The sequence below is a fragment of the Brucella sp. JSBI001 genome (genome assembly GCF_026014005.1).
GTDB classification, from domain to species: domain Bacteria; phylum Pseudomonadota; class Alphaproteobacteria; order Rhizobiales; family Rhizobiaceae; genus Brucella; species Brucella anthropi.
This window is the reverse complement of the sequence record NZ_CP110339.1, coordinates 1,464,280-1,491,238: the sequence shown is the minus strand read 5'-3', so window position 1 is coordinate 1,491,238 and position 26,959 is coordinate 1,464,280. Positions and strand designations below refer to the sequence as shown.

Sequence of the window (26,959 nt, the reverse complement as noted above, 5' to 3'; positions counted from 1 at the left end):
TTCTTTTCATTCCCGATATGCAGCGCGAAGCGCGCTCTCAAATTGCTCGATGCCGGTTGATGGCGGGGTCCGAGCATATTCAGGAGAAATTTGATGAAGACGATCAAGGGTCCCGGGATTTTTCTTGGGCAGTTCGCAGGCGATGAAGCGCCGTTCAACACATGGGATGGCATCACCAAATGGGCTGCCGAAAAAGGCTATGCCGGGGTGCAGGTTCCCACATGGGCCAGCCAACTGATCGATCTGAAAAAGGCTTCTGAATCGAAGGATTATTGCGACGAATTCGCCGGGGTCGCTCGCCAGAACGGCGTCGAAGTCACGGAGCTTTCGACCCACTTGCAGGGCCAACTCGTTGCGGTGCACCCGGCCTATGATGAAGCTTTCGACGGTTTCGCAGTGCCGGAGGTGCGCGGCAATCCCAAGGCGCGTCAGGCCTGGGCGGTTGAGCAGGTAAAGATGGCGATCCGCGCCTCGCGCAATCTCGGCATCGGCGCGCATGCAACCTTTTCCGGCGCGCTGGCCTGGCCGTTTGTCTATCCATGGCCGCAGCGTCCTGCCGGTCTGGTCGAAACCGCATTTGAGGAACTCGCCCGACGCTGGAAGCCGATCCTCGATCATGCCGACGAGCACGGGGTCGATATCTGCTATGAAATCCATCCGGGCGAAGACCTGCACGATGGTGTGACCTTCGAGATGTTTCTGGAGCAGGTCAAAAATCACCCGCGGGCCAATATGCTTTACGACCCGTCGCATTATGTCCTGCAGTGCCTCGATTATCTGGACAATATCGACATCTACAAGGACCGCATCAAGATGTTTCACGTCAAGGATGCGGAGTTTAATCCGACCGGGCGGCAAGGTGTCTATGGCGGCTATCAGGGCTGGGTCAATCGTGCAGGCCGCTTCCGCTCGCTCGGTGACGGGCAGGTGGATTTCGGCGCTGTATTCTCCAAGATGGCCGCGAACGATTTTGACGGCTGGGCCGTTGTCGAATGGGAATGCGCGCTGAAGCATCCTGAAGATGGAGCGCGTGAAGGCGCGGAGTTCGTCAAGGCGCATATCATCCGCGTCACCGACAAGGCATTTGACGATTTCGCATCCGGCGGCACCGATGACGCTGCCAATCGCCGTATGCTCGGCCTATAAGATACAGGGATCGATATGACCATCGAAGCAAAGACCACGGAAACAGCTGCTCCCCGTATCCGCCTCGGCATGGTGGGTGGTGGTGCTGGCGCGTTTATCGGCGGCGTTCACCGTATGGCGGCGCGGCTCGACAACCGGTTCGAACTGGTGGCAGGCGCTTTGTCGTCATCAGCGGAAAAGGCGCAGGCCTCGGGACGTGAACTGGGGCTGGCCGAAGACCGTATCTATTCCAGCTACAAGGACATGGCCATTCGGGAGGCGCGGCTGAAAAACGGCATTGAAGCCGTTTCCATCGTAACGCCGAACCACGTTCACTATGAAGCTGCCAAGGAGTTTCTGCGGCGCGGCATTCACGTCATCTGCGACAAGCCGCTGACCTCGACGCTTGCCGATGCGAAGAAGCTGAAAAAGGTTGCCGATGAAAGCGGTGCCTTGTTTGTTCTGACGCATAATTACACCGGCTATCCGATGGTGCGGCAGGCACGCGAGATGATCGCCAATGGCGATCTTGGTGATCTTCGTGTCGTACAGGTGGAATATGCGCAGGACTGGCTGACCGAAGCGGTTGAGGCAACCGGTGCAAAGGGCGCTGTCTGGCGCACCGATCCGGCGCAATCGGGACTTGGCGGCGCGACCGGCGATATTGGCACGCACGCGTTCAATCTCGCCTCCTTCGTGACCGGCCTGACGCTTGACAGTCTTGCCGCTGATCTCGACAGTTTTGTCGAAGGACGTCGCCTGGATGACAATGCGCATGTGATGCTGCGTTTTGCGGGTGGTGCCAAGGGCATGCTCTGGTGCAGTCAGGTTGCGCCCGGCAATGAAAATGCGCTGCGCCTGCGCGTATATGGCACAAAGGGCGGCATCGAATGGGCGCAGGAAGACCCGAACTATCTCTGGTTCACGCCTTTTGGCGAGCAAAAGCGGCTCATCACGCGGGGCGGTGCCGGTACTGGCTCTGCGAGCGCCCGCGTGACCCGCGTACCGGCTGGGCATCCTGAAGGTTATCTGGAAGCTTTTGCCGCGATTTATTCGGAAGCGGCCAATGCCATCGAAGCTCATCGCAACGGCAAAAAGCTGGACAGTGCCGTGATCTATCCGACCGTCGATGACGGATTGAAGGGCGTTGCTTTCATCGATGCCTGCGTGCGCTCGTCACAGAAAAACGGCGGCTGGGTCAAGCTTTAGAAATTGACATGTAATAGAAGAAAGGGCGCTGGTGGCGCCCTTTTTTGTATCCGTCGATTATTGGCTTCAAACGTAGCGATTGACGACGTTTTCGAGATACTCCTGGCGGCCGGATTTCGGCTGCGGATTGATGTCCTTCGTTTCGACTTCAGCCGTGATCTGGTCCAGCGAGAGGCCAGTCAAAAGCTTCTTGCCGAAATCGCCGTTCCAGCCTGCATAACGCTCATCGAGCGGCTTGGACAATGCGCCGTCTTCAAGCATTGCGGCGGCTGCTTTCAGCCCGCGTGCACAGCAATCCATGCCACCGATATGGCCGATCAGCAGGTCCTGCGGATCGAGCGACTGACGGCGCAGCTTGGCGTCGAAATTCGTGCCACCGGTGGTGAAGCCGCCTGCAAGCAGGACCTGATAATAGGCGAGTGCCATTTCCGGCACATTGTTCGGGAACTGGTCCGTATCCCAGCCTGACTGATAGTCATTGCGGTTCATGTCGATGGAACCGAAAATGCCAAGTGCACGGGCAAGCGCCAGTTCATGCTCGAACGAGTGACCGGCGAGAATGGCGTGGCCCTGCTCGATATTGACCTTCACTTCGTTTTCGAGGCCGTAACGCTTCAGGAAGCCATAAACCGTCGCGACGTCGTAATCATATTGATGCTTGGTCGGCTCCTGCGGCTTCGGTTCGATCAGGATCGTGCCCTTGAAACCGATCTTATGCTTGTATTCGACTACCAGATTGAGGAACCGTCCCATCTGGTCAAGTTCGCGTCCAAGATCGGTGTTGAGCAGCGTTTCATAGCCTTCGCGACCACCCCAGAGCACGTAGTTCTCACCACCGAGCCGTTTCGTTGCGTCGATGCAGCTTTTTACGGTCGCTGCGGCAAAGGCGAACACATCGGGATCTGGATTGGTTGCGGCCCCGCCCATATAGCGGCGGTTGGAAAAGAGATTGGCTGTGCCCCAGAGAAGCTTTACGCCGGTTTCGGCCTGCTTCTTCTCGAAGATATCGACAATTTCATTGAGATATCGCGTGTTTTCCGCAAAGTTGCGCCCTTCGGGCCGCACATCTGCATCGTGGAAGCAATAATAGGGCGCGCCAAGCAGGGAGAAAAACTCAAAGGCCACATCAGCCTTGAGCTTTGCTGCATCCAGCTCGTTGGAATACCAGGGACGGTCGAAGGTGCGTCCGCCGAACGGGTCGCCACCCTCCCAGGCAAAGCTGTGCCAGTAGGCGACCGCAAAGCGCAGATGGTCTTCCATGCGCTTGCCCAGCACGATTTCATCCGGATTATAGTGACGGAATGCCAGCGGGCTATCACTGTCCGGCCCCTCATATTTAACCTTTTGAATGTCGCCGAAAAATCCGGTGCTCATTGTGTCCTCCCGTTCGAATGTCGTCATGTCTGATTGTTTGCGGCAGCGTCACTAACCGGCGAGGGCGTGAAGTGCCGGATAAAGGGCGTGATAGCGCTGATAGGCTTCCCCATAGGCAGGGAGCAGGGCGGCTTCCGGCTCTATCGTGCGCTCCGTACGCGGTGGCGTGCAGACGGCAAATGGATCGACGCCGGTTGCCGCAATGAGGCCCAGTCGTGCGGCACCAAAAGCGCCACCGAAGTCGCCTTCTTCCGGCAAGGCAATCGGTACATTCAACGCGGTCGCGATTGCCTTCAGCCAATAGGTGGAGCGCGAGCCACCACCGACGGCGGTCAGCGACTTGATATCGGTGCCAGCCGATTGCAGCGCGGCGAGATTGTCACGGATAGCGAAGGCGACGCCTTCCAGAACGGCTTGCGTTAATGCGCGCTGATCGGATTCATGCTCAAGGCCTGAAAATACGCCGCGTATCTTCGCATCGTTATACGGGGTGCGTTCGCCCGAGAGATAGGGCAGGAATGTCGCGCTGCCCGGTGCATTCAGCGTGTCGCCGAGTTCCTTATCGAGTTCATGTGCCGTTTTGCCGACAAGCCGTGCATACCAGTCAAGCGCGCTCGCTGCGGACAGGATGACACCCATCTGGTGCCATGTGTCGGGCAAGGCATGACAGAAGGCATGAACCGCACTTTCAGGCTTCGGCTGATAGGCACCATTTGCGGCAAAGAGTACGCCTGATGTGCCGAGCGAAACGAAGGCATGGCCGGGCTTGACCGTACCCATGCCGCAGGCCGAGGCCGCATTGTCGCCAGCGCCGCCCGCCACGACCGGTTGACCGGCGATACCCCATTCGGCGGCAAGTTCGGCCCGCAGCCGTCCGGTTGCGTCCGTGCCTTCGGCAAGGCGCGGCATCTGGTTTTCATCGAGGTTGGTCTTGTCCAGAAGCTCGCGCGACCAGCGGCGTGCACCGGTATCGAGCCAGCTTGTACCTGCCGAATCCGACATGTCGGAGACATACTCCCCGGTCAGCCAGAGGCGAAGGTAGTCCTTCGGCAGCAGCACCTTACGGATGCGCGCGAAAATCTCCGGTTCGTTATTGGCAACCCAAACCAGCTTCGGTGCGGTAAAACCGGGAAAGACAATATTGCCGGTGATGGCGCGAAACGCCGGATCGGCATCGAGTTTGGCCGCTTCGCGATAGCTGCGCGTATCGTTCCAGAGGATGCAGGGACGCAATACCTGATCCTGTTCGTCCAGCAGGGTGGCACCATGCATCTGGCCGGAAAGGCCGATACCGGCAATCGCCGAAAACTCTTTCGGATGGGCCGCGCGCAGGCCATCAATTGCAGTGCGGCAGGCCTTGATCCACTGTACCGGGTCCTGTTCGCTCCAGCCCGGATGGGGGCGGGACACGTCCAGTTCGCCATGGGCCGAACCGATCACCGTCTGCGCGTCGTCGATCAACAGCGCCTTGACACCGGATGTTCCTAGATCGAGCCCGAGATACATATTTGCTCCTGTTGGAAAGGCGTTGTGGCCCGCGCGTCAGTCGAAATGCGGCAGGTTGTCTTTAAGGAAAATTTCGATGCGGATGTGTTCCTGTCCCGGAACGATCGCCAGACGATCCGCAGATGCTTTGAGAACCCGGATGGCGCTGCGGATTTCATGGCCCGCATCCTGCGCCAGCACCGCATGGATAATGCCATCTGTCAGCGCTTTTGAGGTCACGCTGTCGCGTTCGTGCGCGATGACGAGCGGTCGATTGGATGTATGCTCAGCCAACGCCTTCACAAGACCGCTGTTGCCAGCGCCGAGGCTATAGATCCCGGCAATGTCGCTGCGCTCGTCAAGCAGCTTGCCGACAAGGTGTTCCACACGCGATCCTTCATCGAAGCCTTCCAGAACGGGCAATATCTCGCGACCCGGAAAGTCTGCTTTCATGGCTGCCGTAAAACCGTCGAAACGTTCCTGATGATCGCGGACTTTCAACGAACCGGCGACCACTGCAAGAGCCCCCTCCGTTCCGTTGGCAAAGAGCCCCAGAAGCCGCGCTGCCGTGCGTCCGGCTGCGCCGTTATCGACGCCGACATAATGCGTTCGTGTGGAATGCCCAAGGTCGGATACGAGCGTGACGGCGTGCATGCCTTGCTCACCCAATCGGGCGCAGGCTTCGCGCACGGGATCGGTGTCGACTGCCACGAATGCAACGCCGTCGGGCTTGCGTGAGGCACATTCGTCCAGTGCTGCGACAAGTGCTGCTTCATCGAAGGCCGGAACGAGTACGACATTGACCAGTACACGCTCAGCCAAAGCCCGTTCTGTCGCGGATTGCAGTTCCGCGCGCAGGCTCAGCATGAAGGTATTTTCATTGTCCGGCAAAATAAAATCGAACTGATAAAGCCGTCCGCGTGCGAGGTTGGCAGCGCCCACATCGCGCACATAACCGAGCGTGTTCATCGCTTCCATAACCCGGTCGCGCGTCTTTGCTCTCACACCCGGACGTTCGTTCAGCACACGGTCGACCGTGGCAAGGCTGACGCCCGCTGTTCTGGCTATATCATGGACTGTAGGTTTCATCCTCGCTCCTCGATGCGGACCATAAGATCAAAAATGAGGTACGTAAATCAAAAAATGCTTGCTATTCATTTTTCTTCACGTATCAATGGTTCCCGAGGATGGGGCAGTGTGTCTTTTGCATGCTGTCCCGATGGAGTGATCTTGGCGCACCGCGCCTATGGGAGGATCAGCCATTCAAGGAATAAGCAGCTCTGAAGAGGGCTGTTTTATCGTGCCGAACTCCGGGGGCGGAACACGTTCGGGGGCGCGGTTTGATATCAGCCGGTAGCAAGCCGGTGTTGTTTGGAGGAGATTTGCATGAAACGTCGTAATTTTCTGACCGGCGCGCTGGTTGCCGCGGCTTTGGGCATTGGCGCCATGGCGTCCACGCCGGTCTATGCTTCGCCGGAAAACCCGGTCATTGGCTTTTCCATCGACGATCTTCGCGTCGAGCGCTGGGCGCGTGACCGCGACTATTTCATTGAAGCGGCGAAAAAGCTGGGCGCCAAGGTCAATGTACAGTCGGCTGACGGCAATGAGGAAAAGCAGGTCAAGCAGGTTGAAAACCTGATTGCGCAGGGTGTTGACGCCATCGTCATCGTGCCCATGAATTCCAAGGTTTTCGATGCGGTCGTGGCTGACGCCAAGGCATCCGGCATCAAGGTTCTGTCCTATGATCGTCTGATCCTCAATGCGGATATCGATGCCTATATCTCGTTCGACAATGAGCGCGTCGGCTTCATGCAGGCCGAAGCCGTCCTGAAGGCCAAGCCGGAAGGCAATTATTATCTCCTTGGCGGCTCGCCGACGGATAACAACGCCAAGCTTCTCCGTGCCGGCCAGGAAAAGGCTCTGAAAGAAGCTATCGATTCCGGCAAGGTGAAGGTCATTGGCTCGCAGTGGGTGAAGGAGTGGAGCCCGACGGAAGCGCTCTCCATCATGGAAAATGCTCTGACGGCTGCACAGAACAAGATTGATGCGGTTGTCGCTTCAAATGACGGCACCGCCGGCGGCGCCATTCAGGCTCTTGCCGCGCAGGGACTGGCTGGAAAGACTGCTGTTTCCGGTCAGGATAGCGACCTTGCCGCCGTCAAGCGTCTGATTGACGGTACGCAGACCGTTACGGTCTACAAGCCGCTGAAACTCATTGCTTCGGAAGCTGCCAAGCTGACCGTCCAGATGGTCAAGGGTGAAACGCCTGAGTTCAATTCCAAGCTCGACAATGGCGGCAAGCAGGTCGACACGCTTCTGCTGACGCCGACTGCCGTGACCAAGGACAATATCGACATCTACGTTCAGGACGGCTTCTACACCAAGGAGCAGATTGAAGGGAAGTAAGCTTTTCCGGCGACTTATCCTTGAGAGAATAGTGGGGCCGGAAGTCTGGAAATCATGATCCAGCTTCTGGCCTCACCGACTTGTCGATGCTGTCTGTGACAGCGTTGTCCGGAACATTCCCGCCAGAAGATGGTGTGGTTTGAAACCGGACGGCTCATGCTGCTGCGTTACTGCAAGGTCATATGCGATGTCCGAATATCTTCTAGAGATGCGCAATATCGGTAAGGACTTCAACGGCGTGAAAGCGCTTGACGGTATTTACCTGAAAGTGCGCGCGGGGGAGTGTGTCGGCCTTTGCGGTGAGAACGGCGCGGGCAAATCCACGCTGATGAAAGTGCTTTCCGGCGTTTATCCCCATGGCACCTGGAGCGGGGAAATTTTCTGGGAAGGCCAGGAACTGAAGGCGACGGGCATCCGCGATACGGAAGCCGCGGGTATCGTCATCATCCATCAGGAACTCATGATGGTGCCGCATCTGTCGGTTGCGGAAAACATCTTTCTGGGATCGGAGCCGACAAGCGGAGGCTTCATCGATTATGACCAGATGAATGCGCGTGCGACGGAACTTCTGGCGCGCCTCAAGATCCATGACATCAATGTCGCGCTTCCGGTCTATCATTATCCGGGTGGCAAGCAGCAGTTGATCGAGATCGCAAAGGCGATCAACAAGAATGCGAAACTGCTCATTCTGGATGAGCCGACATCGGCGCTGACGGCATCCGAAACACGCGTCCTTCTCGATCTCATCAAGGACTTCAAGGCGCAAGGCATGGCCTGTGTCTACATCTCCCACAAGCTGGATGAAGTGGCCGAAATTTCCGACACGGTGACGGTCATTCGCGACGGAACGCATATCGCGACGAAGCCGATGGCGGAACTCACCACGCCAGCCATCATCACCATGATGGTGGGGCGCGAGATGAAAAACCTGTTTCCGCGCGAGCCGCACGATATTGGCGAGGTTGTTTTCGAGGCGCGCAATATCAACTGCTGGGATGTGACCAATCCGGATCGCAAGGTGGTCGACAATGTTTCATTCGCGCTGCGACGCGGTGAAATTCTCGGTATTGCCGGGCTGGTGGGCGCGGGGCGCACGGAACTGGTGTCCAGCCTGTTCGGTGTCTGGCCCGGAGCGCATGACGGGCAAGTCTTTCTGGAAGGCAAGGAGCTGAAGATCCGCACACCGCGTGATGCGGTTCGACAGGGCATCTGCATGGTGCCGGAGGACCGAAAGAAGGATGGCATCCTGCCGATCATGCCTGTGGGCTATAATATGACGGTCTCCGTGCTGGATCGCTTTTCCTTGCGCGGATTGCTCGACAAGGAAGCGGAACTGGCCACGATCCAGCGCGAAATTCTGCGCCTCAAGGTGAAGACTGCCGATCCGATGCTGGAAATTGCATCCCTGTCCGGTGGCAACCAGCAGAAGGCGGTGCTGTCGAAGATGATGCTGCCAGACCCCAAGGTGCTCATTCTCGATGAGCCGACGCGGGGCGTCGATGTTGGTGCGAAATATGAAATCTACAAACTGATCTTCGCACTCGCGAAACAGGGTGTCGCGGTGCTCATGGTCTCTTCCGAAATGCCGGAAGTTCTTGGCATCAGCGACCGTGTTCTCGTGATCGGTGAGGGCAGGCTGCGTGGCGATTTCCCCAATGAAAATCTTACCCAGGAGAAGGTGCTTGCCGCTGCAATCGGCAAACCGATGACCAATGCGGCCTGATCCTCGAATAACTCTTTGTTTTCACGCATTTTCCTTATGCAAAACCGTTTCACATCTTTGCTGGAAATGCTCAAATTTGACCGGTGCATGATATGACATTGACGGGCAAAAGCCTTCGGAAGTTTCTGGCGGATTATAAGATTGTCGCGCTGCTGATTGTGGTTGCGCTCATCTGGGCATTGTTTGCGATCCTCACCTACGATCCCGAAATGGGACGTTCGCAGTTCCTGACGGCACGCAACTTCTCCAATCTTCTACGCCAGATGGCCATTACCGGAATGCTCGCATCGGCGATGGTTTTCGTCATTGTTGCCGGCGAAATCGATCTTTCTGTCGGCGCATTATTAGGGCTTCTGGGCGGTGTCGCCGCTGTTCTCGATGTGATCTACGGATGGCCCTTATGGGCGACGATCAGCACGGTTCTGGTTCTCGGTGTGGCGCTTGGCGCCTTTAACGGCTGGCTGACTGCCTATCTCGGCATACCGTCCTTCATCGTCACGCTCGGCGGCCAGCTTGTGTTTCGCGGCATCGTGCTTGGCATCATGGGTGGCGTCACCATTGCGCCGATCTCTCCGGAGTTCAAATATATCGGACAGGGCTATCTGCCGGGCTGGCTTGGCAATCTCTGCGCTATTGCCCTGTTCGGCGTGCTGATCCTGATGACGCTGCGCACGCGGGCCAGCAAGCGCAAGCATAATCTCCAGACACTTTCATCCGGGATGGAAGTCGCAAGGCTTCTCGGTATTGGTATCCTGATCCTCGGTTTTATCCTGATCCTCAACAGCTATCAGGGTGTGCCGGTTCCGGTGCTGATCCTGCTGGTGATCCTTGGCGTCTTCACTGTCATTGCAAAACAGACCGTGTTCGGTCGCCACATCTATGCGGTTGGTTCGAACACCGAAGCGACGCGCTTTTCCGGCGTGAACGTCAATTTCGTCAAAATGGCCGTCTTCGCACTGATGGGGTTGATGGCGGCGGTGGCTGGCCTGACAACGACCTCACGCCTCGCGGCAGGCACGCCATCGGCAGGCATGGGCGGCGAACTTGACGCCATTGCCTCCTGTTTCATCGGCGGCACCTCCATGCGCGGCGGCGTTGGTTCCGTGCTGGGTGCACTGGTCGGCGCGCTCATCATGTCGAGCCTCGACAACGGCATGTCCATGCTCGGCGTCGATACGTTCTGGCAGCAGATCATCAAGGGCAGCATTCTTGTTCTGGCTGTCTATCTCGACATCGTATCTTCCGGCACGCGGCGTGGATAAGTGCGGGTCTATATATTAAACAAATAAAATATATTGAGCCCTACCAATCAGCTGGCTAAACTGCGGCCATGACGATGCTCAAGGATATCGGCGGTCTGCTCGCTCTGACAGCCCGTCTTCTGGCACGGTTATGGCCCCAGCTGCTGCTTATCGGTACGCTGGGCTATATTGCACGCGACTTGCTGCTCGATGCTGCGGTACGCGCGGGCGGATACTTTCCGCTCGCCGGAATGGTCGTGCTTTCGCTGGTCGTACTTGTGAAGCTGCTCGTCGTGGTGACGATGTTCGCCACGCTGCGCCCCGGATTGCCAGCGCTTGCTTCGTTGCGCCAAACCGCTACGGCAGGAACCGCACCGTCGCCCGGCAATCGCAAGGCCGACCGTATGCTGATGGTGACGGCAGCTGTCATTCTGCCGGTCTTCGCCTATTACGCCGCATGGGGCTTTCTTGGCGACACAGTGCGCGAATATTCGCGGCTTGCTTTTGAGCGCACAGCCTTTGGCGAGAAGATGCACATATTCGACCTTGTGCGTTCCGGTAGCCTGATCGCGGCAATTTTCGTCTGCTGGCTGATCCGCTGGATTGCCAAACGGGCGAATGAGAAAGTCCATTCACCTTGGTTGCGGCTGTTGATTGTCGCCGCCGACGCAAGCTGGATATTCATAGGTCTGTTTGCGCTCGACAAGTGGAAGGATGATCTCATCCGCTGGATTGGGGCCGGGTCCCTGCTCGACAGTTTCGATGTCAGTGCTGCATGGTTTTCGATGAGCGCTTACGCTGCCGAAAATTTTGTGCCCGTGGAGTTCCAGCAACCGAGCTTCTGGGTACAGGCGCAGAATCTGTTCTTCTATGCGCTCCTGCCGATGGTCTGGCTGGTGATGACCGCAATCATCTACGGCTATGATCTGTCCGCCAGGAAAGCACCGGTTCCGCCAGCCCCATCTCGCGGAACGACCTTCCGGAAGTGGTTGAGCGACTTCACTGCACATTATCTGGGCGGTTATCGCAGCCGCTACCGGCCTGTATGGACCTGCCTGAAACTGGTCGTCGGGGCAGGGCTTGGAACCCTGCTGTCGTTTATCGTTCTCTACCGTGCGATAAGCTGGACCGGCGCATGGATCTGGTACGGTACGACCCATTATCTTGGACCATACGATATCGAAATTTGGCAACGCATCGCCAATGTTCTGGCTATTCTGATCGGTAGCCCGACGGAGCTTGATGGCGGCATCCTGCTTGACGCAATACGTATCGCACTTCTGGCGGCAGTCCTCGAATATGCGTTGGTGAGCCAGAAGAACAGGGCTATTTCAGAACCAGATGCTCAGGCTGTTTCCCCAGCATAGAGAGCGATAGCGAAAGCTCTCCGACGTTTTCGGGAACAAGAAAGCTCTCGACGATACGAACCGGGGCGCTGCCATTTTCATTGGCAAGATCGTAGCATTTCGGCTTGTCGGCGGCTTCCGGTTTCAGTTTTTGGATTACTTGATTGGATACATACAACGTCGACCAGCTGCGGCCTTCAGTGTCCGTCGCAGTTACGAAACAGGGGATCAACTGTTTCAACTGTTCACCGTCCTGAATAGTCACTTCGATTTCTGCAAGCACGATATTCGTCTTTGGCAATGTGCCTGGAAACTTGTCCAATGCGACCAGTTTCCAGTTGGCACCAGCATAAGTCTGCACATCGCCACGCGGCACGACAATCGGCTCTTGCAGGTTCTGCTCGATCCATCGCAACAAACCGCCGTCGGAACGCACGAAAACAGCAAGGGGCAGGGCGATAATCAGGAGAGCAAGGCATATCCAGAACGATTTTCGCTCGCCTGAAGAGGCTGCTTCACTCATTGGCTGACCTCCAATTGCCAGGGCATGATGGTCCCCATGCGTTTGACCGCGATTGACTGGCTGACATTGTCCTGCGCCGTGGAGTTCATGCTGATCTGCACCTGTTCTGAAAGAGGGGTCAGTGAAGATTCGGCAATGAGCAGCTTTCCACCTGCGATCTGGTCACGCGGCAATTCAAACACCATCAGTATAGGACGTGGAATCCCCGGCTCCAGTCGTTCTGAGCCGACTATACCGGGCGCATAAGTCGGACGTTTGCTCATGGCGTAGCGGATACCGTTCGGCCCAAGCCATTCGACAGCCGCGAGGCCAAGGCTCTCGATCTTTGCTTTGGCTGCGGCCTCGATGACCAGCCATTCGCCATCCGTATTATAGGCGCGGGTCCTTCCGATGCCGGGTGTCGTCAGTTGCCGGGCCCGATAAACATTCACGATGCCGACGACAAAACGACTGGTTTCTGCTGGCTTTCCCTGCTGTCCTTCAATGGTTACGGAGGAAAAGATATCGCTGTAATAGGGGGTGGAATGCTGCATGCCATATAGCGCGGCGGCGGCCACGCACAGCATGAGAGTGTTTTTGAGCCAGCCCATCATCCTTCGCTCTCGGCAGATGACATATGAACAGGCAATTGGATGACCGCGATGGGGTCCCGATCAAGCCATGTAGAGGCCCCATAGAGATTATCCCGCTTCTTGTAGATTTCACTGCCAATGAGGAGCCGCACTTCCTGCGGCGGAGTTTCACCTTGCGGCCATTCCCATACTACGGTCAGCTTTTCCGGCATGCGGGATTGATCGGGCTCGCAATCCATTTGTCCTTGATGATGTAAACGATTGGGTCTTTCAGCGCCGGATTTGGCGGATCGAGGGTGAGGAGCCTTCGCGATGCATAGGCTGACGACGCGGAGCGATTGTCCAGATTGACATCGACCATGAGGTAGTTCTTGGGCTCGTAAGGTTTCACACCGGTCGGTGGAACAGAGCTAAAGCGCGCACCGGTTATCGCCACGTGCCAGCGTCCAGTATCGACCGTCTCGCCGGGGTTCAGTTCCCGCATAGGCTCAGGATTGGCTGCTTCATAAATTGCTGCTGCATAGGAGAATACGCTTGCGGCGGCCGTGCCGATACCCGCAATGACGATGGCAGCCAGTCGCTGCCGGAAGCTTCGACGCTGTTCGTCCGCCATGACACCTCCCTCTGTGCTGGCGATTCAAACGACAATACAGGCCCCCGGCCAAGCCCCCGGTTCCTATAGCATATCAATGCTCCAGCGTCATCTTTTGGCTTAACCTAGGTTAACCTTCCTCGACGAACACCTCGTCGCGCTTCTTGCGTACCGATGGAAGCAGCACGACCACGAGAACGGCCGCAGCTATGGCGAGCAGAATGGCGCTGATCGGGCGGGTGAAAAAGGTTGCCGGGTCGCCGCGTGACAGGATCATGGCGCGTCGCAGATGTTCCTCCAGCAACGGGCCGAGAACGAAGCCAAGCAGCAGGGGGGCGGGTTCGCAGCGCAGTTTGGCCAGCAGATAGCCGATGAAGCCGAAGAAGGCGACTGCGTAGAGATCATAGACATTCGAATTGACGCTATAAACGCCGATTGAACAGAAAGTCATGATAATCGGAAAAAGCACATAATAGGGCACTGTCAGAAGCTTTACCCACAGGCCGATCAGTGGCAGGTTCAAGATGATGAGCATGAGATTGCCGATCCACATCGACGCAATCACGCCCCAGAACAAGGCGGGTTGTTCTGTTGCAACATTCGGGCCTGGCACGATGCCCTGAATAATCATGGCGCCGATCATCAATGCCATGACCGGATTGGCTGGAATGCCGAGTGTGAGCATCGGAATGAAGGATGTCTGCGCACCGGCATTGTTGGCGGATTCCGGTCCTGCAACGCCTGCTATCGCGCCCTTTCCGAACTCTTCCGGCGTATCGGAAATACGCTTTTCCACCGTGTAGGAAGCAAAAGACGCCAGAATGGCGCCACCGCCGGGCAGGATACCAAGCGCCGAACCGATGACCGTTCCGCGCAGGATTGGCGCAGTCATGCGCTTGAAATCGTCGCGCGTCGGCATCAGTCCTGTGACTTTGGCCATCAGCACTTCGCGCGCATGTTCATTTTCGAGATTGCGCAGAATTTCAGCGATGCCGAACACGCCGACAGCAACGGCAACGAAATTGAGGCCATCCGCATATTCTGTAATGCCGAGCGTGAAACGCGGTGTGCCGGTGTAGATGTCAGTACCGATAAGACCGAGCAGCAGCCCCAGTACAACCATCGCCAGAGCCTTGATGATCGAACCGTGCGCCAGTGCCACGGACGACACCAGCCCGACGACCATCAGCGAGAAATACTCAGCCGAGCCGAATTTCAGGGCGATTTCTGTGAGTGGCGGAGCGAAGATCGCCACCAGAAAGGTGGAGACAGTGCCGGCGAAGAATGAACCGATTGCCGCGATTGCAAGTGCTGCACCGGCACGCCCGCGGCGCGCCATCTGGTAGCCGTCGATGGCCGTCACCGCCGACGAGGATTCTCCCGGCATGTTGATGAGAATTGCGGTTGTCGACCCGCCATATTGGGCACCGTAATAGATGCCAGCAAGCATGATCAGTGCGGAAACCGGATCGCCAATCTGGAACGTGATCGGAAGAAGCATGGCAATGGTCGCGGTGGCACCGATGCCCGGCAAAACGCCGATCAACGTGCCAAGCAATACGCCGACAAGGCAAAAGCCGAGATTGGCAAGCGTCGATGCTGTTGAGAAGCCAAGCGCAAGATTGTTGAAAAGCTCCATGCTCGTGCCCCTTTAGAACGGCCACCAGGGCCCGAAACGCTGATATGGCAGCGCGAGCGCGTAGCTGAAGACAATGACCGAAAAGACCGTGATTGCAGCGGCAAGAATGATTGCTGCAAGTGGTTTCATACGCATCGAGGCGAAAGAGGCGATGAGACAGGTCAGAAACAGCGACGGTACGAAGCCGAGGCCGCGCACGGTCAGGCCGAAGAATATCGGCGCAGGTAGAATAAAGAACAGGCCGCGCCAAGCGATCGGGCCGATAGGCTCGCCGGAGACACGTGTAGCCTGAATAAGGATGACCAGTCCAAGCAGGATTAGCACACCGGAAAGGACAAGTGGGAAATATCCCGGTCCCATACGTAGCGATGTGCCGAGGTCCAGACCAAGCGACTGATAGGCAAAAAAGGCACCTGTCAGTGCGAGCAGTGCACCGCACAATCCGTTGGTCGGATCTATTGAGAATTTCCTTGAGGGCTCGTTCATGGCCAATCGTCTTTCGGATTTGCCGTTGAAAGGGCTATGCCGGAAGATCGGCATATGACGTCGGTCGTGTATCCCGTCGACTGCAGTTTGATGTGCAGCCGAAGGGAAAACGACAATCAAGGCGCGTCAGATGACATGCCTTGATTGTTTCCTGTACGATCAGTCCGCGTATTGTCCTGCAGCTTCGATAATCGGCTTCCAGCGCGCGATTTCGGATTCGAGCTTGGCCTTCAATGCCGCCGGTGTCGCATCGGATTCCGGAGATGGCTTTGTGCCGAGTTCGGCAAAACGGGCAACCACATTCTGGTCTTTCAAGGCCACCTGAAGCGACTTCGACAGACGTTCGGTGACTTCCGCCGGGGTTCCCTTGGGGGCATAGATGCCGTGCCAGATGCCCACTTCCATGCCGTCCAGACCGGCTTCCTTGGTAGTCGGAAGGTCTTTCAGTACGTCCAGACGTTCAGGCGAGGTAACGGCATAAGCCTTGATCGTGCCGGCCTGAATCTGCTTCGTCGTGTTGGTGGTCTGGTCACACATGATGTCGACCTGTCCACCGAGAAGATCGGTCATGGCCGGGCCGGTTCCCTTGTAGGGAACTGTAACGAGCGGCGTTTCAATCGCGCTCATGAACAACATGCCGCAAAGATGCGATGCCGCGCCGATACCGGCATTGGCGACCGTCGCCGTATCCTTGTTGGCCTTGGCATATTCGATCAGTCCCTTGAGATCGGTTGGCTCAAGGTCTTTGCGTGCAACAATCGTCATCGGAACTTCCGTGACAAGACCGACATATTCAAATGCATTCAGCGTGTCATAGGCGAGCTTGCGGTAAAGCGTGGCGCTTGTGGCCATGCCGATATGGTGAAGCAGAAGCGTATAGCCATCCGGATCGGCGGTTGCGACACGCCCGGCGCCGAGTGTTCCACCTGCGCCGCCGACATTCTCGACGATAACCTGTTGTCCGAGATCCTTGGACATGGATTCTGCCACCAGTCGCGTGACAGTGTCGGTAGGCCCACCGGCTGAGAAAGGCACGACCATGGTGATCGTCCGTTCCGGATAATTTTGTGCCTGTGCGGTGAAAGCTGCGGTGGAAATAGCAAGTGTTGTCGCCAGAGCGGCGATAGTTTTCATCATAGCGTCCTCCCAGACTATGTTGCGGCGGGCGTGCCGGTATTCTGAATTTGGTTCCCCACGCCTCTTTGGGCGCTTCGGACAATCAGATGCGATACTATTCAATGACTGCAATAAAATATTTCTGCACCGTTGTTGCTCTTGAATCGGCCGAATTATTCGGTGCGCTTGAAAAAGAATGTAGATGTATCCCGGCGGCTTGCCAATGCCTGACCTTCAATGAAAGCGCTTGTACTACCAAAGTCTGGGTAGCTCGCTTGCCATGTTTTCGCCGTGCGTTGGGGTATCGTCTTGAAGGTTCTTTCTGATCGGGGCTAATCTTATGCAGTTTTGATTGCGGGAAGCTCAGCATTCAAGACGAGGTGATCGACGAGGCTCCTGGCCGGTGTGGCTAGTTCTTCTAAGGATTGCACCGCTATTGCCAGATTTCTTCTTGCCCAAGCATCGGAGATAGCGACCGTTGCAATGGGGAGTGTCTTTCTAAGGCGTCGGGCGGCGGTCTGCGGAATGATCGCAACACCTACGCTGGCAGCCACCATATTACCGACCCCTTCAAACGTGCGGAGTTTCGTCCTGATTTTAAGCCTGCCGCCTAGCCGGGTTGCCTGAATTTCGAGGTGCTCCTGCAGTGCGCCAGCTGATAGACCGATGAACTGTTCCTGCAGGATGTCAGAGAAACTCACGCGCTTATGTTCAGCCAGCGGATGGCTTCTGGCAGTGATCAGTACCAGCTGATCTATTGCAAAAGGAACCAGCTCCAAACCCGTAGTTTCCACCGCATCCGATAAAATTCCGATCTCAACAAAGCCGCGCAAAATGGCACGAGCAATATCGCTGCTCTGCCGTTCTTTCAACTCCACATCGATGCGAGGATTTTTTGCCATCCAGGCGGCGAGTTTTGCCGGAAGATATTCGGTGACGGTAGCGGTATTGGCCGCGACGCGAATGGCTGTGCGCATGGCTTTGGCATGTGAGCCCAATTCGCTATGCAGGTCGGCCATCTGCCGCATGACCGCTCTTGCGTGATGGACAAGGGCTTCGCCTGCTTCGGTAAGGGCAACGCCGCGTCGTCCCCGCTCCAAAAGCGAAACCTGCCCGGAGGCCTCCATGTCACGCAGGCGCTCGCTTGCCGCTGGAAGCGACAGGCCGACTTCAGCCGCACCATGAGTGATGCTGCCGGTATCGGCGACAGCGAGGAAGAGGCGAAGGTCGGTAAGATCAAAGCGCATAAGCGATGTTAGCGCGAATTCTGCCTATGGAAAAGCCGAAGGCTCTATAAGGAACTTCCGCATTCCGTCCGATGGCCAAGTCGCTATAGCAGGGACATGATTTATTCATTACCCTTGATCCTGACGATTGCGGTAACGTTCCTCGGTGCCGGCTTTGTCAAAGGCCTGACAGGAATGGGGCTGCCCACAGTTGCCATGGGCATATTGGGCGCGCTCATATCTCCGCTCGCAGCTGCAAGCCTGCTGATTATTCCGTCCTTCATCACCAATCTTTGGCAGCTTCTGGCGGGGCCTAGCTTCGGTCAGCTTATGCTTCGTCTCTGGAGCATGATGCTTGCCATTGCAGTCGGGACCATTGCGGGAACTGCGATTCTGGTCGGGGGGAACATTGCAGTCACCACATCGATGCTGGGATTCTCGCTCGTTATCTATGCAGCCTACACGTTGTTCGCCCGCCAGCTACAGGTGTCGGAAAAGCTTGAACGCCTGCTGTCACCTGTCATCGGGTTGCTGACCGGCTTGATTGCGGGCGCTACAGGGATATTCGTCATACCGGCTGTGCCCTATCTGCAATCGCTAGGATTCAGAAAAGATGATCTTGTGCAGTCGCTTGGGCTTTCCTTTACTGTCTCGACTGCTGCACTTGCGGTCGGGCTTTCGAGCAGGCAGGCATATTCCGGTGATCTCCTGCTGGCGTCTGTTCTGGCCATTGTTCCTTCACTGGTTGGCATGTTCCTAGGGCAGGCTTGTCGCCGCAAAATCCGATCAGAAACCTTCCGTCGATGGTTTCTGATCGGCCTTATGATCCTGGGGCTTGAAATGACATTGAGACCATTGTTCTCGATGAGTTGATGAACGGGGAACAATTTTTCCATTCCGGCAAGCGGATACGGATTTGCTTTCTTGTTCGAATCCGGCAAGGGCAGGATATTGTCTCACCCCCAAGAGAACAGTCTTTAGCTTCAACGGGTTTTCGCTGAAGCGTCCCCTATCATCGGCCTGATTGACGGAATGACCCAGAGAGATCCAGAACAACACCAGTCGCGTGCGCTCCGATTGTTCAAGCCGGTTCTTGCCGGTGCAACGCTGCGAGAACGTTCGATTGCTTGCCTCGGTGCCTTGATTGGTATCGCGCTGACCGGATTCATATCGAGCATGCTGCTGGGAAGCGGTCCGCATCTGCCTTTGATCGTAGCGCCGATCGGTGCTTCGGCGGTTCTGCTTTTCGCAGTTCCAACCAGCCCGCTGGCGCAGCCGTGGTCGATCATCGGCGGCAACACGATTTCCGCCTTTGTGGGACTGGCCGTCACCCAGTTTGTTGATGATCCGGCTTTGGCGATCGGCCTTGGCGTGGCGCTCGCCATCGCGGCAATGTCGGTTACCCGTAGCCTCCATCCGCCCGGCGGCGCAGCGGCGCTGACTGCAGTTCTGGGTGGTTCTGCGGTTGCCAAGTGGGGATTGCTGTTTCCGCTTGTGCCGGTCGCGCTGAACTCTTGCCTTCTCGTCGGCCTTGGTATCCTTTTTCACAAACTGTCGCGTCGGAAATATCCGCACGTGGCGGCGGCTGCTCCGGTAAACAAGCACAGCACTGAAGATTTGCCGCCTTCGGTCCGGATGGGCATCCGCGAGGAAGATATCGACCGCGCCTTGCTTGCACTGGATGAAAGCTTCGATATCGATCGCAACGATCTTGGACGTCTGCTGCGGCAAGTGGAGCTTGAAGTGTCCATTCGTTCCCACGGCGACCTGACCTGCGCCGACATTATGTCTCGTGATGTCGTCAGTATCGATGAAGATGCAACGGCGAGTCAGGCGCGCGACCTGATCTTGCGGCATAATCTACTGACCTTGCCGGTACACACGGCCGACGGTCGTCTGAAGGGCGTAGTCGGTTTGCGCGAATTGATGCATCCGGGTGACGATTTCAGAAACTATATCGTGGAAGCGCCCACCGCTGCGCAAGCCGATCCGGTGATGAGCCTTCTGCCCAGCCTGACCGATGGATTGGCGCATGCTGTCGTGGTTGTTGATGAAATGCGCCGCATCATCGGTTTGGTGTCGCAAAGCGATCTTCTGAGCACACTCGCGCGTTCACTTCCCGATGAAAAGCGGGCGCCTCTGAAAGCGGCATAACCTGCCGGGCCTGCGCTTCTCTATTGAATTGGAATGGTTTTCCGGGCAGGGTTTCCTGACCCGGAAATCTGCAGCAGGTGATTATGTCCGTCCAGCGCGCGAGCTTCTATATTCTACTGGCACTGGTCACCATCGCCTTTGCATGGCTGCTGTTGCCTTATTATTCGGCGGTTCTCTGGGCAGTCATTCTCGCCGTGGTTTTTTCGCCAGTACAACAGCGCCTGGAACGTCTGCTCGGCGGCAGGAAAAACATTGCCGCTCTGCTTTCAGTACTGATGTGCATCTGTCTGGTCATCATTCCAATGCTCGCGATTTTCGGTTCGCTGGTACAGGAGGGGAATTCTCTCTATCAACGCCTGAGCAGTCGTGAGTTTGATCTGAACAGCTATATCTCACGCATTCTGGGCGCCTTGCCGGATTCGCTGGAGGAGTGGCTGACCCGGTTCGAGCTAGGTGATTTCGCGGAATGGCGGGCGCGCATATCGTCTGCGATCATGCAGGGCAGTCAGCTTTTTGCCGGAAAACTGGTCAGCTTCGGCCAGAACACGCTGCAATTCTTCATCGGCTTCGGCATCATGCTCTATCTGCTGTTCTTCCTGTTTCGCGACGGTGCGGACCTTGGACGGAAGATCAGGCAGGCCATTCCGCTCAATGATGATTACACGCGGCAGTTTCTGGAAAAGTTCATCGCTGTCATCCGCGCGACGGTGAAGGGCAATATCATTATTGCCATCATTCAGGGCACGATCGGTGGCGTGACTTTCTGGTCCTTGGGCGTTGAGGCGGCTTTGCTCTGGGGCGTGTTGATGACATTCCTTTCCATGCTGCCAGCGGTCGGCGCAGCACTGGTCTGGGTGCCGGCAGCGGCCTGGTTCTTTGCAAGCGGAGAATGGATCAGCGGAGGTATTCTGGTTTTCGTGGGCGTATTCGTGATCGGACTGGTCGATAATCTCCTGCGCCCGCCTCTGGTCGGAAAAGGCACCCGCATGCCGGATTATGTCGTGCTGATCTCCACGGTTGGGGGCATTTCACTGATCGGGATCAATGGTTTTGTGGTCGGGCCGCTGATTGCCGCGATGTTCATTGCTGCGTGGTCGCTTCTGGCAGAAGAGCAGAAGGGGAATAGCTCCGCTCAACTGCCAAAGAACTAAATCTTACGCGACCTTCAGCTCCGCGATGGGAAGTCCGGTTTCGGTCATCTTGTTGTCGACACCATTTTCATCGAGAAACTGCTTCATCTCGGCATAGGTCTCGAACCATGCCCGGTTATACTTGTCGAACAACGACTGGTCCCAATAGTCTTCCAGCCGGAAAGGCTTGTCGCTGAAGACGTCATAGCTCGGTATCTTGTAGGTTTCGGCAAATTCGGCTGTACGGCTGTCATAGGTGAAATAGATGGACGGCACGCCGTTGGCCAGCGCCATCAGATTACCATGCAGGCGATAGCCGAGAACGAGCTGTTGCCTGCGCACCAGTTCCTCGTAATCAGCAACGACATCCGAATAGAACATGCGATGGCGATAGAGGTTTTCTATTGTCTCGTCGAAATACCAGTCCGCTGTCCAGCGATGGTTCTTGAGCGCTGCAATGGCCTCCTCCTTCTGCTCCGCAGTGCCGAAGACCATTTTCTTCTCATCGATCTCGCCCTGAGCCATCAAGGTCACATCGAAGCGCCCGGCCATGGTTTTGATAAGGTCGCGGTGACGCGTCAGATATTGCTCGATATCCTGTGCATAGGCTGGTGAAACCTCGCGGCGAACCGTAACGCCGACTTGAGTCACGTTTTCCAGTGGTGGCAACTTGATACGCAAATGCTGGTTGTTGCGGCGAAACGCAGTCGGACAACCGACGATGCGCACATTGCGGATGCCGATATCGTTCAGTACCTGCGCCGTGTAAGCGCCGCGCACACCGATGGATGTCGTCGAATCTGCAATGATGCGCAGGACCGCCTTGGTCTCTTCGGAAAGCTGTATTTCCCCTCTGACCGGCGCTTGTGCTCCGATACCGAATGCTATGACCGGCAGTTTAAGCCGTTGCAAGACCGGGATCGTGTCGCGCCAGTTCATATCCTTGTTGATATAGTTCGAACCGCGCAGGATCACATAATCATACTCTTCACGCAGCTGATCAATCTTCTCAGGTGAGAAATTGGTGATCGGAAGTTCGGAAGCCTTCTCGTAATTCATCAGTTTCAACGATGACTCGAACACGAAGGCATCGCCGATATTGTGATAATGATTGATGCTGCCCTGAACGTCGGTGTGACGATACCAGCGGACATTGTCGTGATCGTACACTTCTCCCGCAGGGATCATGACGAGGGCGCGTGCCATACGGTCTTCCTTCTGTTTCACTAAGGTCAAGCCAGGCTCAGCTTGCCTGAGAAAGAGCAGTTTGCGTAACTGCCGGTTTCTGTCTGCGGGGTTTTGACCCACGCAGCCGGTTGTAGAGGTCCAGATGTTCCTTTGCGCAATCGACATAGTGGACCGGATTGCGGATGGAATGATGCAGTCTATCCCATATGCTCGGCTCGCTGAGCACTTCTGTAAAACGGTCGGCCAGATCCTCGGCGCTGCGAACACGGAAATGCAGGCCGTCTTCGCCATCGCGGATTTTCTCAGCCATGCCGCCAATATTCGAGCAGATGACCGGACGGCGATGGTGCAGCGCCTCCTGAATGACAATGGGTGAATTTTCCCACCAGATTGAGGGCATGACCACCCAGTCGACCGACTGCATGAGGCGCGGCATTTCAGCATTCTGGTACGCACCATAGAAACGCACACGCGGACCAGCCTCTTCAATCAATTTCTGCATGCGTTCCTGAAAAGCGGGTGGCTGCTTTTCCAGATTGCCGCCGAAGATCATCAGGCGGGAATCCTCGCCCCATACCTGTTCCGGCACACGCGATACGGCATCGACCAGAACGTCTATGCCCTTGAACGGGTTGATCTGACCGAAAAAGGCAAAGCGACTGCGACGCGGGTTCGGGCCGGTCAGCTCACGCGGAGGGGTAACATCACGGATGGCGATGCCGTTCTCGATGACTGCCATCTTGTCGGGGTTGAGGCCCCATTCCAGATAGCGGTTGGCAAGGAACTCGCTCGGCGACACAAATGCGTCGGCCAGTTCCAGCATGCCGCGCACGAAACGTTCGCGCTTGAGAAAACGCGCTGGCGGTATCTGCGGAAAACAGCCGTGGCAATCGATAGGGGACGCCTCGTTGCAGAGCTTGGAGGTGCCAGCTTTGACCATCTGGCCATCATTGTTGCAGATCGACAGGAATTCATGAAACGTCACCAGAATGATGCGATCCGGCAGTGCCTCGCGGATGGCATAGAGCGTTTCAAGCCCGAGGCCGAGAACATGATGGAAATGCACGATGTCCGGATCGAAGTCGCGGACAAAGCGCAGCAGGTCACGGCGGATTTCATCGGTGTTCTTGTTCGACAGATAGAAGTGATCGTATTCGTCGGCATGGAACAGGATTTCGTCGCTGGCGCGCCGCATGCTCATGAGCGCCGTCGTGCCATGCCGCGGGATCGGATGAGCGGCGCGGGCCAGATAGACTGACTGAACATCGGGAATGGTGTTCAGCCCCTTGTGCAGATTGTAGGAAGCGATTTCACCGCCACCGAGCGAGATCGATGGGTGAGCGTGCGAGATGACGAGAACACGGAGTTTATCGCTCATGCGGGTTCCTCCACCTGTACGTTACGCCTGCCAGCGAGAATGGAGGACCACCGTGCATCGAAGACCTGCCGGTCAATGCGCTCAATGAGCGCTATGGTCGATGCCCTGTCAGTTACGGATGTATCGTCTGCTCCCAGCATCTGCGCTGATGGTAACCAATAGGAGCGCAAGCCCGATTGTTTGAGTTTCAATCCGAGATCCAGTCCCTTTTCATGGGTGCCGAGATAACCGCGCGTGAAACCACCGACGGAAAACAGGGCTTCACGCGGAAGGATGCAGCACTCGAACGTAGCCGTTGCGACTTCCGTCAAGGACATTCCTGAAACGGCGTCGATGGGATAACCGGCGTAGCGGCTAATCAGAGCGCGATCCGCCGACATGCCGGATTGCGGTCCGGCAACCCAGGTTCCCGCCCAGCGAATTGAATCATCCTCATAGGCAAGGGTGGGAGACAGCACGCAGTCCTTGTGCGCTTCATAGGCGCTGATGAGCTTGTTCAGCCATCCGGAGCGGCGCGGCAGCAGCGATCCGGCCAGAAATATGACCTGATCTGTCGAAACCGTGCGGGCGCCGACTTCCAGTGCATCGTAGAGGTCTTCCGACCCCGTAGCTGAAACGAGCCTGATACGCAGGCGGTAGAAATCCGCAAGACGCCTGATTTGTACGCCGACGCGATCAATGATCTCGGTTGCAGCTGCGATTACGATTGGCGCGATGCGGGTTTCGGGATCGAGCGCGAGAAGCGCCAGCAAAGGTTCGACTTCCTCGACGCGCTCGTCGATACCGATGATGATCGCAGGCCCTATCGCATCTTCGAAGGGGCCGAGATCGACTACACCAAAGACTTCCGGCGCAGGGCGGTTGACGCCGCGCAGCAGCGGCACGAGCTGCTGGTCGACAATATGGCGCAGCGCCCATGCATTTGGATCGGTCGCGCGGATTTGCCGTACGATAGCGTCACGCGAGGTGACGCGGGTTGGCGTCAATGGAAAAAATGCGCGCCGTCCGTCGCTGATTGCAAGTTCTAGATAGAATGGCGACGTGCTGTCGCCTGCAAGCTCGGGTGCGAAGGCAACGAAACCATGCGCGTGACGGCTGGGGTCCAGCCCGGCATTGAATGGCGGCTGATTGTCGAATTCGTGGGTGACGTCGGGCCGGTCGATGCGGGTCCAACTGGTATCGATCTGGATTTCACCGCGATGACGGCGCAGCTTCACACTTTCCACGTGGCTATCGGGATCGAGCAGCCAGCCCGAAACCAGCATGCCGCTGCCTTCCACCCGGAAGACATTGTCTATCCCCATCCGGACAGGAAAGGGAAGGCTGGATACCGTGTCGGCACCATCGAAACGATTTGCGGCGGAACGCATGCGCAGCAGGATGTCTGTCGAGCTGCGTACCCGCGGCAGAATTGCCCGGATATGGCCCGGCGTTTCGCGCGAGCCGGACAGCAGCCTGCGGTCGTAGACTTCGGTAAAACGCCAGCCCCTTCGCCCGCGAAACAGAAGCCGTTCGATATCAGTCGGTTCGACCGGTTCGTTGGCAAGAAGAAGGCCTGCAAATCCGGAAGCTTCATCATTGAGATCTGGCCGTGCGAAAACGCTGACTGCGCATTCCGCAAGCGAAGGGTTCTTGCCGCTGATCAGCAGCCGGGTTACCGCAGGTGTCAGATCCTGCGCCCAGCCCTGAACGAAAATCTCGCCTTCATCGCTGCCGCCGATGAGTTCGATGCAGCCGTCAGAACGGGCCCCCGCCTGTAGCAGAACGGTGATGGCCGAAAGTTTCTTCCGGCTGATAGGGCCGGAAATCAGACCTTCCACCAGTTCATCGATGACGCCCGGCAAGCTCGGTCCGGCTAGATCGCCGATCATGGCGACAAAATCGGCAATAGAAGCGGAGCGCGATGCGAAATTGTAGCGGGCGACCTTTGCCCGGTGTTGGAACATGATCGTCTTGAGAGTGCCACGGCGCAAAGCAGCCGTTGGCACGACGGCGACGAAACCATGTGTTCCGGCAGGTGAAGGCTCCCTGAGTGGCCATGTAATCAGGTTCGTCTTCACGCTCATGGCAGGATCGCCATTCAGGAACGCTGTTACCTGATCGTTTGTTGCACTGCCGATGCCGAGCACCAATGCCAGCGTGTCTTCGATCGCGCTGCCGACGACCATTTCACCCTCCATCATCATGGGAGGGCGATCCGGTGCACGAGTTGGTCTTGCCATCGACTGTTGCGTGATAGGTCTCTCGTCTTGCGCCATAAGGTTTTTCCTCAGGGCATGACCGCAAGGGTCAGCAATGCGCCTGCGACAAAACCCGTCAAGACGGCAGCCAGCAAGATCAGGAACTTGAGGTCGCCGCCGCTGCGCTTGCGCACGTCATCCAGACGCTGTTCCAATCCTGCAACAACGCCGTCCATGCGCATGATGTGCACGTCAAGTTCGGTCATGCGCTGATGGAGATCGGTTCGCAAGCCGTCGACGGAACTTGCAATGTCGAGCAGTTCTGCCGGGGCGGCATTGCCGGATGCATCAAGGGTAGGCGCGACGCGTTGCAGCGAACGCTGATTGACTTGCAACTGGCGCTGCGCTGCCATCAGCATGTCGAGCTTGTCCAGAATGCGCGTCATCGGCGCGGCGATAAGCGCTTCGGCCGCCTGTTCGTCGGGCTTCGGTACGCGTAGCTTCTGCTCCGCGCCAGACGCATTGGCGGCGACGACAACGAGTTCGCCAGCCCGAGCAGCGGCAAACTGCGGCAGCATCACCTCAAAAGCGTGCTTGCCATCGCCGATACCGTTGCGCTTCAGATCAGGACGATCCTTGTCGGCGGGTGCTTCAGCAATAGGCTTGTCGTCCAGCAAAACGCGGATCAGAAGCCGTTCTGTCGGAACGGATGGATCGAAGGCCCAGCCATAGAGACGGCCTTCCTCGATGGCATCAACGCGTCCTTTCATGGCTTCGGTCCTTTGAGGCGCGGCAGCGGCATTGGGTGCCGCTGCATGTTTGGTTTCCCCCTCGGATGGAACTTTGGTCGCGATGTTCATGATTTA

22 protein-coding genes and 1 pseudogene are annotated in these 26,959 nt (G+C 56.9%); 9 read left to right on the top strand and 14 right to left on the bottom strand.

What is annotated here, in order from left to right; all coding sequences use genetic code 11:
- Positions 1–93: 93 nt before the first annotated feature.
- Entirely contained in the window at positions 94–1,146 is a 1,053-nt protein-coding gene (locus LJ361_RS07150; protein WP_010658607.1) for a sugar phosphate isomerase/epimerase family protein, read from the top strand.
- Between the two features lie 15 nt (positions 1,147–1,161).
- Positions 1,162–2,334 (top strand): Gfo/Idh/MocA family protein, encoded by a 1,173-nt coding sequence (locus LJ361_RS07145; RefSeq protein ID WP_264813106.1) that lies wholly within the window; start codon positions 1,162–1,164, stop codon positions 2,332–2,334.
- 66 nt (positions 2,335–2,400) lie between these two features.
- Here LJ361_RS07145 and xylA read toward each other — a convergent pair whose 3' ends face one another.
- The 3 genes from xylA to LJ361_RS07130 are packed head-to-tail and all read right to left on the bottom strand — an operon-like array spanning position 2,401 to position 6,282.
- Complete coding sequence (gene xylA / locus LJ361_RS07140) at positions 2,401–3,708, bottom strand: xylose isomerase (RefSeq protein ID WP_029927659.1); 1,308 nt, start codon at positions 3,706–3,708, stop codon at positions 2,401–2,403.
- A gap of 51 nt (positions 3,709–3,759) precedes the next feature.
- A complete protein-coding gene (gene xylB / locus LJ361_RS07135) occupies positions 3,760–5,214 on the bottom strand; it encodes a xylulokinase (RefSeq protein ID WP_264813105.1) in 1,455 nt (484 codons plus the stop codon).
- 36 nt (positions 5,215–5,250) lie between these two features.
- Positions 5,251–6,282: a LacI family DNA-binding transcriptional regulator gene (locus LJ361_RS07130; RefSeq protein WP_264813104.1), complete on the bottom strand. Its 1,032-nt coding sequence runs from the start codon at positions 6,280–6,282 to the stop codon at positions 5,251–5,253.
- 297 nt (positions 6,283–6,579) lie between these two features.
- On the opposite strand from LJ361_RS07130, the gene xylF reads away from it, so the two are divergent.
- The 4 genes from xylF to LJ361_RS07110 all read left to right on the top strand — a co-directional run bounded on the left by xylF (position 6,580) and on the right by LJ361_RS07110 (position 11,930).
- Positions 6,580–7,599: a D-xylose ABC transporter substrate-binding protein gene (gene xylF, locus LJ361_RS07125; protein ID WP_151665346.1), complete on the top strand. Its 1,020-nt coding sequence runs from the start codon at positions 6,580–6,582 to the stop codon at positions 7,597–7,599.
- Between the two features lie 187 nt (positions 7,600–7,786).
- Complete coding sequence (locus LJ361_RS07120) at positions 7,787–9,322, top strand: xylose ABC transporter ATP-binding protein (protein WP_036586501.1); 1,536 nt, start codon at positions 7,787–7,789, stop codon at positions 9,320–9,322.
- A gap of 92 nt (positions 9,323–9,414) precedes the next feature.
- The gene (locus LJ361_RS07115) at positions 9,415–10,584 is read left to right on the top strand and encodes a sugar ABC transporter permease (RefSeq protein WP_012092841.1); all 1,170 of its coding nucleotides are present in this window, start codon (positions 9,415–9,417) and stop codon (positions 10,582–10,584) included.
- A gap of 68 nt (positions 10,585–10,652) precedes the next feature.
- Complete coding sequence (locus LJ361_RS07110; protein ID WP_264813102.1) at positions 10,653–11,930, top strand: hypothetical protein; 1,278 nt, start codon at positions 10,653–10,655, stop codon at positions 11,928–11,930.
- Here the strand turns inward: LJ361_RS07110 and LJ361_RS07105 are convergent.
- From LJ361_RS07105 to LJ361_RS07075, 7 genes and pseudogenes are all read right to left on the bottom strand, one after another.
- Positions 11,890–12,432 carry a hypothetical protein gene (locus LJ361_RS07105; protein ID WP_010658616.1) on the bottom strand — a complete coding sequence of 181 codons (543 nt, stop codon included), beginning with the start codon at positions 12,430–12,432 and terminating at the stop codon, positions 11,890–11,892. The genes LJ361_RS07110 and LJ361_RS07105 overlap by 41 nt on opposite strands.
- Positions 12,429–13,022 carry a hypothetical protein gene (locus tag LJ361_RS07100; RefSeq protein ID WP_376787375.1) on the bottom strand — a complete coding sequence of 198 codons (594 nt, stop codon included), beginning with the start codon at positions 13,020–13,022 and terminating at the stop codon, positions 12,429–12,431. The genes LJ361_RS07105 and LJ361_RS07100 overlap by 4 nt, the downstream gene beginning before the upstream one ends.
- Positions 13,022–13,617: pseudogene (locus LJ361_RS07095) on the bottom strand (hypothetical protein). Before LJ361_RS07095 ends, LJ361_RS07100 begins: the two are co-directional and overlap by 1 nt.
- A 109-nt stretch (positions 13,618–13,726) precedes the next feature.
- Complete coding sequence (locus LJ361_RS07090; protein WP_264813098.1) at positions 13,727–15,235, bottom strand: tripartite tricarboxylate transporter permease; 1,509 nt, start codon at positions 15,233–15,235, stop codon at positions 13,727–13,729.
- A 12-nt stretch (positions 15,236–15,247) separates the two neighbouring features.
- Positions 15,248–15,721 (bottom strand): tripartite tricarboxylate transporter TctB family protein, encoded by a 474-nt coding sequence (locus LJ361_RS07085; protein WP_010658620.1) that lies wholly within the window; start codon positions 15,719–15,721, stop codon positions 15,248–15,250.
- 159 nt (positions 15,722–15,880) lie between these two features.
- Positions 15,881–16,858 (bottom strand): tripartite tricarboxylate transporter substrate-binding protein, encoded by a 978-nt coding sequence (locus tag LJ361_RS07080; RefSeq protein WP_012092847.1) that lies wholly within the window; start codon positions 16,856–16,858, stop codon positions 15,881–15,883.
- A gap of 317 nt (positions 16,859–17,175) precedes the next feature.
- A complete protein-coding gene (locus tag LJ361_RS07075; protein ID WP_264813096.1) occupies positions 17,176–18,084 on the bottom strand; it encodes a LysR family transcriptional regulator in 909 nt (302 codons plus the stop codon).
- 96 nt (positions 18,085–18,180) lie between these two features.
- Between LJ361_RS07075 and LJ361_RS07070 the strand changes: the two genes are divergently transcribed.
- From LJ361_RS07070 to LJ361_RS07060, 3 genes are all read left to right on the top strand, one after another.
- On the top strand, positions 18,181–18,936 hold the full coding sequence (locus tag LJ361_RS07070; protein WP_264813094.1) for a sulfite exporter TauE/SafE family protein: 756 nt from the start codon (positions 18,181–18,183) through the stop codon (positions 18,934–18,936).
- A 159-nt stretch (positions 18,937–19,095) separates the two neighbouring features.
- Positions 19,096–20,217: an HPP family protein gene (locus tag LJ361_RS07065; RefSeq protein ID WP_010658624.1), complete on the top strand. Its 1,122-nt coding sequence runs from the start codon at positions 19,096–19,098 to the stop codon at positions 20,215–20,217.
- Positions 20,218–20,300: 83 nt separating this feature from the next.
- Complete coding sequence (locus LJ361_RS07060; protein WP_012092851.1) at positions 20,301–21,368, top strand: AI-2E family transporter; 1,068 nt, start codon at positions 20,301–20,303, stop codon at positions 21,366–21,368.
- Positions 21,369–21,371: 3 nt separating this feature from the next.
- On the opposite strand, the gene LJ361_RS07055 is transcribed toward LJ361_RS07060, so the two are convergent.
- From LJ361_RS07055 to LJ361_RS07040, 4 genes are read right to left on the bottom strand one after another with little or no spacing between them, the layout of a single operon-like run.
- Positions 21,372–22,553 carry a polysaccharide pyruvyl transferase family protein gene (locus LJ361_RS07055; protein WP_010658626.1) on the bottom strand — a complete coding sequence of 394 codons (1,182 nt, stop codon included), beginning with the start codon at positions 22,551–22,553 and terminating at the stop codon, positions 21,372–21,374.
- Positions 22,554–22,590: 37 nt separating this feature from the next.
- Positions 22,591–23,913, bottom strand: coding sequence for a glycosyltransferase family 4 protein (locus tag LJ361_RS07050; protein ID WP_010658627.1), 1,323 nt, complete (start codon positions 23,911–23,913; stop codon positions 22,591–22,593).
- Complete coding sequence (locus tag LJ361_RS07045; protein WP_151615611.1) at positions 23,910–26,171, bottom strand: glycosyltransferase family 2 protein; 2,262 nt, start codon at positions 26,169–26,171, stop codon at positions 23,910–23,912. Before LJ361_RS07045 ends, LJ361_RS07050 begins: the two co-directional genes overlap by 4 nt.
- 11 nt (positions 26,172–26,182) lie before the next feature.
- Positions 26,183–26,953 carry a hypothetical protein gene (locus LJ361_RS07040; protein WP_151615612.1) on the bottom strand — a complete coding sequence of 257 codons (771 nt, stop codon included), beginning with the start codon at positions 26,951–26,953 and terminating at the stop codon, positions 26,183–26,185.
- Positions 26,954–26,959: the final 6 nt, after the last annotated feature.